This window comes from Cuneatibacter sp. NSJ-177 (assembly GCF_022867805.1).
Lineage (GTDB): Bacteria > Bacillota > Clostridia > Lachnospirales > Lachnospiraceae > Pseudolachnospira.
In genome coordinates, this window is sequence record NZ_JALIFO010000001.1 from 107,395 (window position 1) to 123,476 (window position 16,082).

Here is a 16,082-nt window from a genome sequence, read left to right on the forward strand (position 1 = left end):
CCTATTCGGAACTTGCGTTGCAATATCAATGCAGTTTGTTTCAGAAAATTATCCACCCGGTTATCTTGCCGAGTAATATTGTTGGTGACCTTCCAGGTCCTTTCCATAAAGCTCAAACAGTTCGCTGACCGTGACCAACTGATAGCCTTCGTCCAGCAGCTTCGGGATCACCTGATCAACGGCCTCTGCGGTCTGCCCGTAGATATCGTGCATCAGCACAATCGAACCAGGTTTGACGGAATTCATGATGTTTTCCACAGTCTTGTCCGCGTCTTTGGTATCCCAGTCCAATGTGTCCACGTCCCACTGGATCATCGGAAGATCAATCTTTGAGAGGACGTTTTCATTGGCGTTTCCGTAGGGAGGACGCATCAGTTTTACCTTTTGTCCGGTGATGTCCTCAATGACTTTGCAGCCCTTTTCAACTTCCTCGGCGATTACCTCGTCCGAAGCTTTGTTCAGGTTTTCGTGGCTGTAAGTGTGCGTACCGATTTCACAGCCAAGGGAAACCGCCCGTTTCATCGCCTTTGCCCCGGATGTGGGAAACCATTCGGCGGCCGCCTGTCCAACCACAAAAAAGGTGGCTTTCACACCATTCTTTTCCAGCGCATCCAAAATATCGTTGGTGGCTTTGGTATCGCCTGTGTCGGGTCCGTCGTCGAAGGTCAGAGCAATCGCCTTGACTTTCTCTCCGGAAGAAGGGGCTACCGTAGCATTGGCCTCCGGCGCTGTGGTTTCAGCAGCATTTTCTTTTCCTTTTCCGGCCACCAAGCTTTCCCCGGCTGCTCCGACAACGGTTTTCTGCCCTGCCTTGCAGCCGGAGAGCAGAGCGGTCAGACAGGCGGTTAGGAGAAAAAGAGTAATCCACCTTTTTCGATTGATTTTCATTTCAACAATTCACTCCGTCTTTTTTTACATTGTATGACGGGCAATTAGCTTTCTATGTCTCGATCCCCCCGTGCGTCGTAATACTGGTGATGAGGCTCCAGCTCTTTGCCATAGATCTCAAACAATTCGCTGACGGTAACCAACTGGTATCCTTGCTTGATCAACTCCGGGATGACCCGTTCCGCGGCCTCCGCGGAGGCGCCGTAGATATCGTGCATCAGGATAATGGAACCGGGTTTTGCCTGTTCCAGGATTACCTTCACCGTATTGTCCGCATCTTTGGTATCCCAGTCCAGAGTATCAATATCCCACTGGATCATCGGAAGGTCGACCTGGTCCATGACGCTCTGCTTTGCATTGCCGTAAGGCGGGCGCATGAGAGTCACTTTTTGCCCGGTTACGTCCTCAATGGCTTTACAGCCCTTTTCTACCTGTTCTTTGATTACATCGCTGGAGGAGGTATTCAGGTTTTCATGACTGTAAGTGTGAGTGCCGATCTCACAGCCGATGGAAACTGCCTTTTTCATCACTTCCGGACCGTCGGTGGGGAACCATTCGTTGACAGCCTGGCCGACCACAAAGAAGGTGGCCTTAGCGTTATTTTTTTCCAGGGCGTCGACGATTCGGTTGGTGACATTCTTATAGGTATAAGGGCCGTCATCGAAGGTCAAAGCAATGGCTTTTACATCCGTCTGCCCTCCGGCGGCCGTGGTTCCTGCTTCCGAACTTTCCGCGGAAGAGCTTTCCCCTCCGCCTGTCTGGCCTCCGTTCCCGGCAGCCGTGGTGGCGCCGTCCGGAGATGGAACCGTAACGGTGATCATATGGGAGTCATCGGTCGCTGCTGTCTGTGTAGTTGCCTCTGTACTTGGATTCGCAGAAGGGGTGGCGGCCACATCCTGCTCTGATTTTCCGCATCCCGAAAGAGCGGCGGTAATTCCAAGAACTGAAATCAGAAGCAGAGACATAAGTTTCTTTTTTCCTCTCATCAAAAAGTCCTCTTTTCTTTCTTCTTTTGATTTGGCGGCGGTCGCTCACCGGCCAATTATGTTTGGTCCATAGGAAAATTTATCCTGTGAAAGAACCGCGCCCCGCTGATCCTACAGCTTTTTGTATTAGGAAAAGCTGCTTTGCGGCGCAGAGAGTCACGCTTTTGCGGCTCTTTTGCCATTATAACAAATCCGCTCCTGGAAAGACAGTGCGAAAAACTTAAAATATCCTTAATTATTTTGCAATCCATTCGTTGTTGTATTCTGGCATGAAATCGGTTAAAATGATAGAGAAACTAAGCCGGAACGAAACACTGTCAAAGTGCAGCCGCATGCCCTCTAAAAGAAAAGGGGAAAAGTGGATGCACTGCCAGAGTATGCCTGGATACCCTGGAAAAATGGGCAAACTGTGGAAAGGAGGTCGAAATATGGAATCCATCTATTGGCTGATTTTATTCGTGATTCTGTTGGGAATCGAAATATTGACGCTGGGGCTTACGACGATCTGGTTTGCCGGCGGCGCGGTGGCTGCTTTTTTTGCAGCGCTCCTCGGCGGCGGACTGGTGGTTCAGATTGTGGCGTTCGCTGCGGTTTCCCTGATTCTCCTTGTGTTCACAAGGCCTGTCGCCGCCAAATATCTGAACCGCAAGACGGTCAAGACCAATGTGGAAAGCATGGAAGGCCGTCATGGAGAGGTGATCGAAGAGATCAACAATCTCCAAGCAACCGGTAAGGTCAAGGTGGATGGGATGCCTTGGACAGCCCGGTCGGAGCGGGAGGGGCAGATTATTCCGGCCGGGACTGTGGTAACCGTAGTAGAAATCAGCGGTGTGAAGCTGATTGTAAGAGTTTCAGAGGAGGAAAAAACATGTTAGTAGCAGCGACCCTTGGAAAGTATATCGGAACCGCACTGATCATCATACTGGCCCTGTTTTTGCTCGGTATCCTGGCATCCTGCATCAAGATTGTTCCGCAGGCCAATGCCATGATTATTGAGCGGCTGGGCGCCTATATTGGGACCTGGTCGGTAGGGCTCCATTTTAAACTGCCCTTTGTAGACCGTGTGGCGCGCCGGGTGAACCTGAAAGAGCAGGTCATCGACTTTAAGCCGCAGCCGGTGATCACAAAGGATAATGTCACGATGCAGATTGACACCGTCGTGTTTTTCCAGATCACGGATCCGAAGCTCTTTGCCTACGGTGTGGAAAATCCTCTGATGGCCATTGAAAATTTGACGGCCACTACCCTTCGGAACATCATCGGCGATCTGGAATTGGACCAGACGCTGACATCCCGTGAGCTGATCAACACGAAGATGCGCACGTTGCTCGATGAGGCCACGGATCCCTGGGGAATCAAGGTAAACCGAGTTGAGCTTAAGAATATTATCCCGCCCAGAGAGATTCAGGATTCCATGGAGCGCCAGATGAAAGCAGAGCGTGAGCGCCGAGAGAAGATCCTGCAGGCGGAAGGAGAGAAGCGTTCGACGATCCTGGTGGCGGAAGGAAAGAAGCAGTCGGCCATTCTGGATGCGGAGGCGGAGAAAGCGGCCGCCATTCTTCGGGCTGAGGCGAAAAAAGAAGCTACGATCCGCGAGGCAGAAGGGGAAGCGGAGGCCATTTTGAAGATTCAGCAGGCCAACGCCGACAGTATCCGAGTGATCAAAGACGCCGGAGCCGATGACGCAGTCATCCAGATCAAGAGCCTGGAGGCCTTTGCCAAGGCGGCGGACGGCCAGGCAACGAAGATCATCATTCCTTCGGAGATTCAAGGATTAGCTGGTTCCTTAAAAGCTTTGACTGAGGTAATCAAAGACTGATCAGGACACAAAACGGCAGATCGTTATTGTTTGCCAAGGAACGGCCAGTGTGGAGCGGAGACCAAATACCCTGCAGCTTGCTGCGGGGTATTTGGTTTGTCTTAAGGGCCAGGGCGGCAGGGGAGTGCCGCCCTACAAAAGAATACATGACGAGAACGCGCAGCCCGGTTTTTCCGGGAGGCGGCATGAATGAAAGTTTGGAGAAAAGACAATGGAAGCCACAGCAGAGAGAAAAGAAAATAAGATGGGTTCGCGGCCGGTAAAGCCGCTGCTTTTATCCATGGCCCTGCCAATGATTTTGTCCATGGGGGTACAGGCGCTGTACAACGTTGTGGACAGTATCTTTGTGTCTCAATTAAATGAGGCGGCGCTGACCGCCGTTTCCCTGGCCTTTCCGGTGCAGAATCTGATGATTGCCGTGGCGGTGGGAACCGGGGTTGGGATCAATTCCCTGCTGTCCAGGAAACTGGGGGAAAAGGATTTTGAATCGGCCAACCGTACGGCTGTCAACGGGATCTTTATCGGCGCCGTCAGTTATGTGGTTTTTGCTCTGCTGGGCGTCTTGTTTTCCCGGACTTTCTTTGAGATGCAGTTGAAAGACGAACAGATTTTGGCTTACGGAGTGGATTATCTCTGGGTGGTCATGGTTTTCTCCGTGGGGCTTTTCATGCAGATTATCTGGGAGCGCCTGCTCCAGGCAACCGGAAAAATGGTCTGCCACATGTTTGCCCAGGTGGCCGGCGCAGTGACCAATATCATTTTAGACCCGATTTTAATCTTTGGCGTCCCGGCCCTTGGCATTCCGCGGATGGAGGTGCTGGGGGCGGCGATCGCGACCGTGACCGGACAGATTTTGGGCATGACGCTGGCTATTATCTTTAACCTGACTCTAAATAAGGAAATTCGTCTTTCCTTCCGCCGGTTCCGGCCAAACGGAGAGATCATAAAGGGCATTTATTCCGTGGGACTTCCGTCCATCGTGATGCAGGCGATCGGATCGGTGATGACCTTTGGCATGAATAAGATCCTTTTGATGTTCTCCACGACGGCCGCCGCGGTCTTTGGGGCTTACTTCAAACTGCAAAGTTTTATCGTCATGCCGGTGCTTGGCCTGAATAATGCGGCGCTGCCGGTCGTAGCATATAACTATGGGGCCAGGCGTCCGGACCGCATGAAAGAGACGATCCGGACCAGCGTAATCTGGGCGGTCTGCCTGATGCTGCTGGGCGTGCTGGCGTTTCAGCTCCTTCCGGAGCTGATGCTTTCCTGGTTCCAGGCATCAGAGGACATGCTTTCGGTCGGCGTGCCAGCTCTCCGGATCATCAGTCTGAGTTTTCTGGTGGCAGGGATCAGCATCGTGCTGTCGGGATCTTTCCAGGCGCTGGGCAACGGGGTGCTCAGCCTGCTGATGTCGCTGTGCCGCCAGTTGATTGTGATTTTACCTTTGGCTTATCTGTTTGCCAAATACTTCGGGCTGACGGCGGTCTGGCTTGCGTTTCCGATTGCCGAGATCGTTTCGCTGCTGATGGGGATTACATTTTTCCGTAAAATGTACCGGGAAAAGATCGCGCCATTGGAAAAAGAAATACAAAACGGGGAGGAACCTGCATGAAAAAGTGGATTCGAGAGTTTTTGCCTTATATCATTCTGCTGGTTGCCGTACTCCTGGTCCGGATTTTTATTCTGATCAATGCGACGATTCCAACAGAGTCCATGGAAAATACGATTATGACCGGAACCCGTGTCATGGGCTTAAAATGTGCATACTGGTTTTCGGAGCCGGAGAGGGGTGAGATCATTGTTTTTCACGCGCCGGACGAACCGGAAAGCCTGTATGTGAAACGTGTCATCGGCCTGCCGGGAGATACGGTGGAAATCATTGACGGCGTGACCTATGTGAACGGGGAAGCCTTGAAGGAGGACTACCTGGCCGAGCCCATGGCCGGCAGTTACGGCCCTTACCATGTGCCGGAAGGGCACTATTTCGTGATGGGAGACAACCGGAATCACTCCCTCGATGCAAGATTCTGGAAAAATACGTATGTCAGCAAAGACGCTATCAGCGGGAAAGTTTATTTTTCCTATTGGCCGAAACTTAGATGGATTAGCTGAGGCTTTTGGGGATGCAATAGATCCGCAGTTTCCGTTCAAATGGAAGCTGCGGATTTGCTTTTACGGCCGGACTGGGAGATGAGGAAGAGGCGGCCGGACGCGAAAAAAGTTTTGCTATTTTAGAACAAATATGATAGAGTAATACAGTTATTTGTGATGATCGAGAAAAAGGGGACTATGACGAAAAATGGAGCAGGATATTTTTCATTTTAGCGTAAAGAAAAGAGTGGTTGTAAAAATCGGTTCCTCCTCACTGAATTACGAGGAGACCGGAAGCCTGAATCTTACCAAACTGGAGCGCCTGGTGCGCGAGCTGTGCAACCTACGAAACCGCGGCCTGGATGTTTGCCTGGTCAGCTCCGGAGCCATTGCGGTGGGGAGAAGGTCGCTGGGCCTGGCGGAGCGGCCGGGGGACATCTCCACGAAACAGGCCTGCGCGGCGGTGGGACAGGCCCGGCTGATGATGGTGTATCAGAAATTATTTGCCGAGTACAACCAGGTGGCCGGCCAGGTCTTAATGACAAAAAATACGATGATCGACCCGGTAGCCCGCGGAAATGCCAAAAATACGTTTGAGGAGCTTTTCCGGCTGGGGGCGATTCCGATTGTCAATGAAAATGATACGGTGTCAACCTATGAGATGCAGTTCGGCGACAACGACACGCTCTCGGCGATTGTGGCGTCCTTGGTGGGGGCGGACCTGTTGATTTTACTCTCTGATATCGACGGTCTCTTCACGGATGATCCCCACAGAAATCCCAATGCGAGACTGATCGAAGTGGTGGAACGGATGGACTCCGAGATCTATCACATGGCGAAAAGCACCACAGGCAGCGATGTGGGAACCGGAGGCATGGCCACCAAACTGACGGCGGCCAGGATCGCCACGCTGTCCGGCGCGGATATGGTGATTGCAAACGGCAGGGATGTGTCGGTCCTGCACCACATTTTTGAGGACTCTTTTACCGGAACTGTTTTCCGGGCGGAAAAGAATGAGACGTTCTGTCTCGCGGATTTTATCCGGGAGACCATAGGCTGAAGGAAGGAGCGGAATCAGGATGGAATTGATGGAATTATGTAGAAAGTCCAAAGAAGTAAGCCGCAAAATCGGCATGCTGGATACGGAGAAAAAGAACCGGGCCCTGTACGCCGCGGCGGATGCCCTAATCGAGCACGCGGAGCGGCTGCTGGAAGAAAATGCAAAGGATCTTGTCCGGGCCAGGGCCAATCATATGCCGGAGAGCCTGCTGGACCGGCTGATGCTGGATGAAGGGCGGATCGGACAGATAGCTGCGGGGATGCGCCAGGTGGCGGCGCTGGAGGACCCAGTCGGAGAGGTCCTCTCCATGAAAAAGCGCCCGAACGGCCTTTTGCTCGGCCAGAAGCGGGTTCCGATCGGAGTGGTCGGAATGATTTATGAGGCCAGGCCCAATGTGACTGCCGACGCTTTTTCGCTGTGTTTTAAAACCGGAAACGCGGTGATCCTAAAAGGCGGCAGCGACGCCATGTATTCCAACATTTCCATGGTTTCCATCATCCAGGCGGCCTTAGAGGAGCAGGAAATCCCAAAAGACGCGGTCCTGCTGATCACGGATCCCTCTCATGAGGCGGCCGCCGCCTTTATGAAGATGAACGCTTATGTAGATGTGTTGATCCCGCGGGGCGGCAGGGGCTTGATCCAGACCGTGGTGAACCAAGCTACCATCCCTGTCATTGAGACGGGAACCGGGAACTGCCATATCTATGTGGACGAGAGCGCGGATTTTCAGATGGCGGCAGATATTATCTGTAATGCAAAGACCCAGCGCATCGGTGTATGCAATGCCTGCGAATCCCTGGTTATCCATAAGAGGATCGCAGAGTCTTTTCTTCCCTGCCTTTCGGATGCCCTGAACGAGCGGGGCGTGGAGATCCGGGGGGATCAGAATGTCTGCCGGATCCTTGGGCCAAAGCGTTCCAGAGCAGCCTTGGAGGAAGACTGGGGAAGAGAGTATCTGGACTGGATTCTTTCCGTAAAGACCGTATCTTCCCTCGATGAGGCCATCGCGCATATCAACCGGTACAATACCGGGCATTCTGAGGCGATTATCACCAAGGACTATGCCAATGCCCAGAGGTTTTTGGATGAAATCGACGCGGCCTGTGTCTATGTCAATGCGTCTACCCGTTTTTCCGACGGATTTGAATTCGGGTTCGGCGCGGAAATCGGCATCAGTACACAGAAGCTCCACGCAAGGGGCCCCATGGGGCTGAACGCCCTGACCAGCACCAAGTATATTATTTACGGAAACGGGCAAATCCGCCCGTAGGCGGCTGGTTTTGGACGGGACGGGATAAAACTAAAATGAGTAAATTAATGCTTCCTTTTTTGAGGAAAACATGATATAATGCTAAATTGACTAAGCCGGAAAGACTGCTCCGGCAACTTTTCGGTTCGCGGAAAGAAAAATTGCGGAAAAATAACCGATAAATCAAGGAGGAAACACAAAAAATGAGTGTTAAGGTAGAAAACCTGGAGAAAAATCTGGCCAAGCTGACCGTAGAGGTACCGGTAGAGAAACTGGAAGAATCCATCGATCAGGTATACCGGAAAGCGAAAAACCAGATTACCCTGCCCGGCTTCCGGAAGGGCAAAGCGCCCCGCAAGATGATTGAGAAATACTACGGTGCAGACGTATTTCTGGAGGACGCCGTTAATGAACTGATCCCGGTAGCCTATGAGGAGGCTTGCGGCGAGTGCGAATTGGAGATCGTTTCCCAGCCGGAAATCGAATATGAGCAGGTGGAAGCCGGCAAGCCCGTGATCTTCACGGCCACGGTTGCGACCCGTCCGGAGGTAACCCTCGGCGAGTATAAGGGCCTTGAAGTCGAGTCCAAGCCGGTGGAAGTCACCGAGGAGGAAATCCTTGCGGAACTGAAGAAGGAGCAGGAGAAAAACGCGACCATGAAGACCGTGGACGACAGAGCGGTGGAAGACGGCGATATCATTGAGCTGGCTTTCGAAGGCTTTGTGGACGGCGCGCCTTTTGAGGGCGGAAAGAGCGACAACTATCCGCTGACCATCGGATCTCATTCCTTTATCCCTGGATTTGAGGAGCAGCTGATCGGCGCCGTCATCGGCGAGGAGAAGAACGTAGACGTGACCTTCCCCGAAGAGTACCATGCGAAGGAGCTGGCGGGCAAGCCTGCTGTCTTCAAGTGCACGGTTCACACGATCAAAGTGAAAGAACTGCCGGAGCTGGACGATGAGTTCGCCAGCGAGGTTTCCGATTTTGAAACCCTGGACGAGTACAAAGAAGACGTCAAGAAGAAACTGACGGAGAACAAAGAAAAAGAAGCCAAGATTGCCAAGGAGGACGCTTTGGTTGACAAGATCATCGAGAACTCCCAGATGGAGGTCCCGGAGCTGATGATCACTTCCCAGGCCAGAAGTATGGTGAGCGAGTTCGGCCAGCGTCTGCAGTCCCAGGGACTGAATCTGCAGCAATACATGCAGTACACCGGCCAGACCGAAGCACAGATGATCGACCAGATGAAGGAGCAGGCGTTAAAGCGCATTCAGACCCGTCTGGTGATGGAAGCAATCGTAGCGGCGGAAAGCCTGGTTGCCACCGAAGAAGATGTGGAAGAAGAGATCAAGAAAATGGCGGAAGCCTACGGCATGGATGTGGAGCAGGTGAAAACCTACATGGACGAGGAGCAGAAAGAGCAGATGAAGATGAATATCGCTGTTCAGAAAGCCATCGACATGGTATACGCAGCCGCCAAATAATTAGGAGTGAAATCAATGAGCTTAGTGCCTTATGTAATCGAATCGACCAGCCGCGGAGAGCGGTCCTATGACATTTATTCCCGTCTGCTGAAGGAACGGATTATCTTCCTCGGCGAGGAAGTCAATGATGTGACTGCAAGCCTGGTCGTTGCCCAGCTTCTTTTCCTGGAATCCGAGGATCCCGGAAAGGATATTTCCCTGTATATCAACAGCCCCGGCGGTTCGGTCAGCGCGGGACTTGCGATCTACGACACCATGCAGTATATTAAGAGCGATGTTTCCACGATCTGCATCGGCATGGCGGCCAGCATGGGGGCTTTTTTGCTGGCGGGCGGCAAGAAGGGTAAGCGGTTTGCCCTGCCCAACGCCGAGATCATGATTCACCAGCCTTCGGGCGGAGCCCAGGGGCAGGCAACGGAGATCAAGATTGTCGCCGAGCATATTTTAAAGATCAAACAGACATTGAACCAGATTTTGGCGGACAACACCGGCCAGCCTCTGGATGTGATTGCGCAGGATACCGAGCGTGACAACTATATGTCGGCCGAGGAAGCAAAGGCCTATGGTTTGATCGACGAGGTCATCGTTCACCATTAAGGAGTAGAGGATGTCAAAAGGAATGGATACGCTGTACTGTTCGTTCTGCGGGAAATCCCAGGACCAGGTGCAGAAGCTGATAGCAGGAAATAAGAAAGACGTATACATCTGTGATGAATGTGTCGAGCTCTGCTCCGAGCTTTTGGAGGAGGAACTGGAAGATCTGGACGGTTCGCCGGCCAGCTTCCGCGGCATTGAACTGAAAAAGCCCAAGGAGATCAAGGCGTTTCTGGATCAGTATGTGATCGGTCAGGAAGATGCTAAGAAGGTGCTGTCGGTGGCGGTTTATAACCACTACAAGCGCATCTCTTCGGATATTACTGATGTGGACGTCCAGAAGAGTAACATTCTGATGCTGGGTCCCACCGGCTCCGGAAAAACCTTCCTGGCTCAGACAATCGCCCGTCTGCTGAACGTCCCCTTTGCCATCGCGGATGCGACGGCTTTGACCGAGGCAGGTTATGTGGGAGAGGATGTGGAAAACATCCTGTTAAAGCTGATTCAGTCGGCGGATTATGATATCCATAAGGCGGAGTACGGCATCGTCTATATTGATGAGATTGATAAGATCACAAAAAAATCGGAGAATGTTTCGATTACCCGTGACGTGTCCGGGGAAGGCGTACAGCAGGCGCTGCTGAAAATTTTGGAAGGCACCGTGGCCAGCGTGCCGCCCCAGGGCGGACGGAAACATCCCCACCAGGAGATGTTCCAGATTGATACGACGAATATCCTGTTTATCTGCGGCGGCGCTTTCGACGGTCTGGAAAAGATTGTCGACAACCGGCTCGGCGCCAACTCCATTGGATTCAACGCCGACATTAAGGTGAAGCAGGAAGAAAATCTTGGGGAGCTTTTGAAACAGGCGATGCCCCAGGATCTGGTCAAGTTCGGGCTGATTCCCGAATTTGTCGGCCGTGTCCCGGTGGTGGTATCTTTGGAGCCGCTGGATGAAGAGGCGCTGGTAAAAATCCTGACGGAACCGAAAAATGCGATCGTCAAACAGTATCAAAAGCTGTTTGAGTTGGACCATGTGGAATTGGAATTTACGGAAGGCGCGGTCCGGGAGATCGCGAAGCTTTCCGCGGAGAGAAAGACTGGGGCCAGAGGCCTGCGCTCGATCTTGGAAAAGGCAATGACGAACCTGATGTACGAGTTGCCTTCCAATGAGGAAGTGGGCCGGTGCCTGGTGACCGAGGAGGTTATCCGCGGCACCGGGGAGCCGGAGCTGACGATCCGGGACGTGGAAGTCCCGCGGGAAAAGCGCCGCATCAGCCGGAAGGACAGCAACGAAATCGCATAAGGAAATGGTAGGGGCTGCTGCAGAACGGGAAACCGGAGCTTCCTGCCGCCATGAGGCGGCGGGAGGCTTTTGCGGCGGCCCTTTGCGCGTTTCCTGCTGCTGGCGCAGCCGCGCTCCGGCGCGAGTGTGCGCAAAGCGCACACTTTATTTGGATGGAGGATAAAAGATGAAATTACCGGTAATCGCATTGCGGGGCGTGGTGATACTCCCCAAGATGCTGATGCACTTTGATATCAGCCGGCGGATTTCCGTTGCCGCTGTGGAGCGGGCCATGGTCCAGGATGACCAGCTGTTTTTGGCCTGCCAGAAGGATGAGGCGGTGATGAAGCCGGCCGAGGAGGATCTGCACCATATCGGCACGATTGCCACGGTGAAGCAGATTTTAAAACTACCGAATGATACGGTCCGCGTCCTCGTGGAGGGGACGGCCCGCGGAGAGATCGTAAAGATGCTGAGTGAATCTCCGTTTTTTGAGGCCGAAGTGGAAGAGGCGCCGTACAGCAACGACATTCTGAATCCTTTGGAGGAAGAAGGGATGATGCGGGCGCTGAAGGAAAATATTGAACACTTTGCCAAACTGACTCCGTCCTTCGGGGAGGCGGGGGCCAATCAGATGCTGGCGATCCAGTCGCTGCCGGAGCTGATGGATCAGATGATGATCCGGATGCCTCTCAGCAATCAGAGCAGGCAGGAATTACTGGAACTGGATTCTACTTACGCCCGCTATCAGTTGATGGCAAGGCTCCTGGACAATGAAATTGAGATTATTCTATTCAAGCAGGATATCCAGGAAAAAGTCAAGATGCAGATCGATAAGAACCAGAAGGAGTATCTGCTCCGGGAACAGATCCGTGTTCTTCGCACGGAACTGGGGGAGGATGAGGCAAATGATGCGGATCACTTTGAAAATCAAGTGAAAAAGCTAAAAGCCGACGCGGAAGTGAAAGAGAAAATCCGCAAAGAAATCCGCCGCTTCCGGATGATGCCTTCGGGCAGCCAGGAGGGGACAGTCAGCCGCACCTACATTGAGACGCTGCTGGAGCTTCCCTGGCAGAAGGTTCAGAAAGAAAATAAGAATATCCGGAAGGCGGAAAAGATCCTGAACGAGGATCACTACGGCCTGGAGAAGATCAAGGAACGGATCCTGGAATACCTGGCGGTTCGTTCGTTCAGCGGCAAAGGGGACGGCTCCATTCTCTGCCTGGTGGGACCGCCCGGCACCGGAAAGACCTCCATCGCCCGCTCTGTCGCAAGAGCCCTGGACAAGCAGTATGTCCGCGTCAGCCTTGGCGGAGTCCGGGATGAGGCGGAGATCCGCGGTCACCGGCGTACGTACATCGGCGCGATGCCGGGGCGGATTGTGGCCGGGCTGAAACAGGCCGGCGTGGCGAATCCTCTGATGCTTTTGGATGAGATCGACAAGGTCAGCAAAGATTATAAGGGAGACACTTCCTCGGCTCTCCTGGAAGTGCTGGATTCCGAACAGAACAATAAATTCCGGGATCACTATGTGGAAATTCCGGTGGATCTCTCCAAGGTCCTTTTTATCGCTACCGCCAATACCACCGAGACGATTCCCCAGCCGCTTTTGGACCGCATGGATATCATCGAGGTCAGCAGCTATACGGAGAATGAAAAGTTCCATATTGGCAAAGACTATCTAATCGGGAAGCAACTGGAAAAGAACGGCCTGACGGAAAAGCAATTTTCTATTGATGAGGCCGCTCTGAAAAAGATCATCCATAATTACACCAGGGAAGCCGGAGTCCGGAGCCTGGAGCGGCGGATCGGCGACCTGTGCCGGAAAGCCGCCAGGGAGCTTTTAGAGCAGAAGGAGCTGACCTCGGTTGCGGTCACGGTGGAAAACCTGGAAAAATATCTGGGGAAAGAAAAAGTGACCTACGACGCGGCCAATGAGGAGGATCAGATCGGTATTGTCCGCGGTCTGGCCTGGACCAGCGTCGGCGGCGATACCTTGCAGGTAGAAGTCAATCAGATGCCGGGGGACGGCAAGCTGCAGCTGACCGGCCAGCTGGGCGATGTGATGAAAGAGTCGGCGCAGGCCGGTATCACCTATATCCGTTCGGTCGGGTCCCGGTACGGCATCGACGACGATTATTTTGAAAAGAATGACATCCATGTCCATATCCCGGAAGGGGCGGTGCCCAAGGACGGTCCTTCGGCCGGCATTACCATGGCGACGGCGGTGCTCTCGGCCGTGACCGGGAAAAAGGTGAAAGCGGATTTGGCCATGACCGGCGAGATCACGCTGCGCGGTCGGGTGCTGCCGGTCGGCGGTTTGAAAGAAAAGCTGCTGGCCGCCAAACTGGCCGGAATCCATGAGGTATTGGTGCCGGCGAAAAACCGTCCGGATATCGAAGAACTGTCGGAAGAGATCACCGGCGGCATGGAGCTTGTCTATGTCTCTTCCATGGAGGAAGTCATTCCGAGGAGTTTTGTATGATTATTAAAACGGTCAACCTGGAAACCGTATGCGGAGTCACCAGCGTTCTTCCGAAAAACGAAAAGCCGGAGTTTGCTTTTGCCGGAAAATCCAACGTGGGGAAGTCTTCGCTGATCAATGCGCTGATGAACCGAAAGGCTTACGCCAGGACTTCGGCCCAGCCGGGAAAAACCCAGACCATCAATTTTTACAACATCAACGACGAGCGGTATCTGGTGGATCTCCCCGGATACGGCTACGCCAAGGTGTCGATCGCGGAAAAAGAAAAGTGGGGAAAGCTGATTGAGCGGTATCTGAGGAGTTCTAAGGTGCTTCGGCAGGTATTTCTCCTGGTGGATATCCGCCATGAACCCAGCGCCAATGACAAGCAGATGTACGACTGGATTCTCCACAACGGTTACCAGCCCATCGTGATTGCCACCAAGCTGGACAAGATTAAGCGCAGCCAGCTGCAAAAACAGCTGAAGCTGGTCCGGGAGGGCCTGGGTGCCGGGCCGGACGTGACGGTGATCCCGTTTTCCGCTGAGACCAAGCAGGGACGGGAGGAAATCTACGCTTTGCTGGAAGATGACGGGCCGGAGGAGATTTCTCCGGTCTGAGGCTTGCGGGATCCGGGAGAATCTGCTATAATCTATGTTTAATTTACAGGATATTCCAGGGAGACATTAGAGAGGAGAAATACAGATGGACTGCATCAGTATTCGGGAATTATACCGAAACACAGAACAATACGCGGGTAAGAAAGTGACGGTCTGCGGCTGGGTGAAGAACCTCCGGGACTCCAAAAGCTTTGGCTTTCTTGTCCTGAGCGACGGAACTTTTTTTGAGACGCTGCAGGTGGTTTACCATGATACCATGGAGAATTTCAGCGAGATTTCCAAGCTGAATGTCGGGGCCGCCGTGATTGCAAAAGGAGAGCTGGTGCTGACGCCCCAGGCCAAACAGCCTTTTGAGCTGCAGGCGGAGAGCGTCACGGTGGAGGGTCCTTCCACGCCGGATTATCCGCTCCAGCCCAAGCGCCATTCGATGGAATTTTTGAGAACGATTTCTCATCTGCGTCCCCGGACCAACACCTTCCAGGCCGTATTCCGCGTGCGCTCTCTGGCGGCTTATGCGATCCATAAATTTTTCCAGGAGCGGGACTTCGTCTATGTGCACACGCCTTTGATCACCGGCAGCGACTGCGAAGGCGCGGGCGAGATGTTCCAGGTGACGACCCTTGATTTGGACAACGTGCCGAAGAACGAAGACGGCACCGTGGATTACAGCCAGGACTTTTTCAATAAGCCAACCAGCCTGACGGTCAGCGGCCAGCTGAACGGCGAAGCCTACGCCATGGCGTTCCGGAACATCTACACCTTCGGGCCCACCTTCCGGGCGGAGAATTCCAATACCACCCGCCATGCGGCAGAGTTTTGGATGATTGAGCCGGAGATGGCCTTTGCGGACTTGGCCGACAATATGACGGTGGCCGAAAGTATGCTGAAATACGTGATCCGCTATGTCATGGAGCAGGCTCCGGAGGAGATGAAGTTCTTCAATCAGTTTATCGATAAAGGCTTGCTTGACCGGCTGAACCACGTGGTAAACTCGGATTTTGCCCATGTGACCTATACCGAGGCCGTGGAGATTTTAGAAAAGCACAATGACAAGTTCGACTACAAGGTATCCTGGGGCTGTGATCTTCAGACCGAGCACGAGCGGTATCTGACGGAGCAGATTTTTAAGCGTCCGGTGTTTGTGACCGATTATCCCAAGGAGATCAAGGCTTTCTATATGAAGATGAACGACGACGGGAAGACCGTGGCGGCCATGGACTGCCTGGTTCCCGGTATCGGCGAGATCATTGGGGGAAGTCAGAGAGAGGACGATTACGGGAAACTGGTGAAAAGGATGCAGGAGCTGGGGCTCAAAGAAGAGGACTATGGCTTCTATCTGGATCTCAGAAAGTACGGTTCCGCCCGTCACGCCGGATTTGGCCTGGGCTTTGAGCGGCTGATCATGTATGTGACCGGCATGGGGAACATCCGCGACGTGCTCCCGTTCCCGCGGACAGTGAACAACTGCGAGCTGTAAAGCGGATCGGGCAAGCTGCGGTCCACCGCGGACAGACCTTGCGGTCAGTCGGGGGTATACCTAAA

At 53.2% G+C, this 16,082-nt stretch carries 14 protein-coding genes; 12 read left to right on the forward strand and 2 right to left on the reverse strand.

The genetic code is table 11. The features are described 5' to 3' along the window. Nucleotides 1-60 precede the first annotated feature (60 nt). On the reverse strand, nt 61-888 hold the full coding sequence (locus MUB23_RS00455) for a polysaccharide deacetylase family protein (RefSeq protein WP_244798219.1): 828 nt from the start codon (nt 886-888) through the stop codon (nt 61-63). Nucleotides 889-932: 44 nt separating this feature from the next. Continuing rightward, the gene (locus MUB23_RS00460) at nt 933-1,874 is read right to left on the reverse strand and encodes a polysaccharide deacetylase family protein (protein ID WP_244798220.1); all 942 of its coding nucleotides are present in this window, start codon (nt 1,872-1,874) and stop codon (nt 933-935) included. Between the two features lie 428 nt (nt 1,875-2,302). Between MUB23_RS00460 and MUB23_RS00465 the strand changes: the two genes are divergently transcribed. From MUB23_RS00465 to asnS, 12 genes are all read left to right on the forward strand, one after another. Beyond that, nucleotides 2,303-2,749, forward strand: coding sequence for an NfeD family protein (locus MUB23_RS00465; protein ID WP_244798221.1), 447 nt, complete (start codon nt 2,303-2,305; stop codon nt 2,747-2,749). Continuing rightward, the gene (locus MUB23_RS00470; protein WP_244798222.1) at nt 2,743-3,693 is read left to right on the forward strand and encodes an SPFH domain-containing protein; all 951 of its coding nucleotides are present in this window, start codon (nt 2,743-2,745) and stop codon (nt 3,691-3,693) included. Before MUB23_RS00465 ends, MUB23_RS00470 begins: the two co-directional genes overlap by 7 nt. Nucleotides 3,694-3,904: 211 nt before the next feature. Continuing rightward, entirely contained in the window at nt 3,905-5,305 is a 1,401-nt protein-coding gene (locus tag MUB23_RS00475; RefSeq protein ID WP_244798223.1) for an MATE family efflux transporter, read from the forward strand. Beyond that, on the forward strand, nt 5,302-5,805 hold the full coding sequence (gene lepB, locus MUB23_RS00480; protein ID WP_244798224.1) for a signal peptidase I: 504 nt from the start codon (nt 5,302-5,304) through the stop codon (nt 5,803-5,805). Before MUB23_RS00475 ends, lepB begins: the two co-directional genes overlap by 4 nt. Before the next feature lie 187 nt (nt 5,806-5,992). Next, nucleotides 5,993-6,844: a glutamate 5-kinase gene (proB, locus tag MUB23_RS00485; RefSeq protein WP_244798225.1), complete on the forward strand. Its 852-nt coding sequence runs from the start codon at nt 5,993-5,995 to the stop codon at nt 6,842-6,844. Between the two features lie 19 nt (nt 6,845-6,863). Further along, on the forward strand, nt 6,864-8,114 hold the full coding sequence (locus tag MUB23_RS00490; protein WP_244798226.1) for a glutamate-5-semialdehyde dehydrogenase: 1,251 nt from the start codon (nt 6,864-6,866) through the stop codon (nt 8,112-8,114). A 182-nt stretch (nt 8,115-8,296) separates the two neighbouring features. After that, nucleotides 8,297-9,577, forward strand: coding sequence for a trigger factor (gene tig / locus MUB23_RS00495; RefSeq protein ID WP_244798227.1), 1,281 nt, complete (start codon nt 8,297-8,299; stop codon nt 9,575-9,577). 15 nt (nt 9,578-9,592) lie between these two features. Beyond that, a complete protein-coding gene (gene clpP, locus MUB23_RS00500; RefSeq protein WP_244798228.1) occupies nt 9,593-10,174 on the forward strand; it encodes an ATP-dependent Clp endopeptidase proteolytic subunit ClpP in 582 nt (193 codons plus the stop codon). Between the two features lie 10 nt (nt 10,175-10,184). Further along, nucleotides 10,185-11,477: an ATP-dependent Clp protease ATP-binding subunit ClpX gene (gene clpX, locus MUB23_RS00505; protein ID WP_244798229.1), complete on the forward strand. Its 1,293-nt coding sequence runs from the start codon at nt 10,185-10,187 to the stop codon at nt 11,475-11,477. A 166-nt stretch (nt 11,478-11,643) separates the two neighbouring features. Then, on the forward strand, nt 11,644-13,941 hold the full coding sequence (gene lon, locus MUB23_RS00510) for an endopeptidase La (RefSeq protein WP_244798230.1): 2,298 nt from the start codon (nt 11,644-11,646) through the stop codon (nt 13,939-13,941). After that, entirely contained in the window at nt 13,938-14,540 is a 603-nt protein-coding gene (yihA, locus tag MUB23_RS00515; RefSeq protein ID WP_244798231.1) for a ribosome biogenesis GTP-binding protein YihA/YsxC, read from the forward strand. The genes lon and yihA overlap by 4 nt, the downstream gene beginning before the upstream one ends. Nucleotides 14,541-14,625: 85 nt before the next feature. Further along, a complete protein-coding gene (gene asnS / locus MUB23_RS00520; RefSeq protein WP_244798232.1) occupies nt 14,626-16,017 on the forward strand; it encodes an asparagine--tRNA ligase in 1,392 nt (463 codons plus the stop codon). Nucleotides 16,018-16,082: the final 65 nt, after the last annotated feature.

What these genes read in the sequence shown, in the direction of transcription:
- MUB23_RS00455 (WP_244798219.1), bottom strand. Translation starts at nt 888, where the DNA reads ATGAAAATCAATCGAAAAAGGTGGATTACTCTTTTTCTCCTAACCGCC.
- MUB23_RS00460 (WP_244798220.1), bottom strand. Translation starts at nt 1,874, where the DNA reads ATGAGAGGAAAAAAGAAACTTATGTCTCTGCTTCTGATTTCAGTTCTT.
- MUB23_RS00465 (WP_244798221.1), top strand. Translation starts at nt 2,303, where the DNA reads ATGGAATCCATCTATTGGCTGATTTTATTCGTGATTCTGTTGGGAATC.
- MUB23_RS00470 (WP_244798222.1), top strand. Translation starts at nt 2,743, where the DNA reads ATGTTAGTAGCAGCGACCCTTGGAAAGTATATCGGAACCGCACTGATC.
- MUB23_RS00475 (WP_244798223.1), top strand. Translation starts at nt 3,905, where the DNA reads ATGGAAGCCACAGCAGAGAGAAAAGAAAATAAGATGGGTTCGCGGCCG.
- lepB (WP_244798224.1), top strand. Translation starts at nt 5,302, where the DNA reads ATGAAAAAGTGGATTCGAGAGTTTTTGCCTTATATCATTCTGCTGGTT.
- proB (WP_244798225.1), top strand. Translation starts at nt 5,993, where the DNA reads ATGGAGCAGGATATTTTTCATTTTAGCGTAAAGAAAAGAGTGGTTGTA.
- MUB23_RS00490 (WP_244798226.1), top strand. Translation starts at nt 6,864, where the DNA reads ATGGAATTGATGGAATTATGTAGAAAGTCCAAAGAAGTAAGCCGCAAA.
- tig (WP_244798227.1), top strand. Translation starts at nt 8,297, where the DNA reads ATGAGTGTTAAGGTAGAAAACCTGGAGAAAAATCTGGCCAAGCTGACC.
- clpP (WP_244798228.1), top strand. Translation starts at nt 9,593, where the DNA reads ATGAGCTTAGTGCCTTATGTAATCGAATCGACCAGCCGCGGAGAGCGG.
- clpX (WP_244798229.1), top strand. Translation starts at nt 10,185, where the DNA reads ATGTCAAAAGGAATGGATACGCTGTACTGTTCGTTCTGCGGGAAATCC.
- lon (WP_244798230.1), top strand. Translation starts at nt 11,644, where the DNA reads ATGAAATTACCGGTAATCGCATTGCGGGGCGTGGTGATACTCCCCAAG.
- yihA (WP_244798231.1), top strand. Translation starts at nt 13,938, where the DNA reads ATGATTATTAAAACGGTCAACCTGGAAACCGTATGCGGAGTCACCAGC.
- asnS (WP_244798232.1), top strand. Translation starts at nt 14,626, where the DNA reads ATGGACTGCATCAGTATTCGGGAATTATACCGAAACACAGAACAATAC.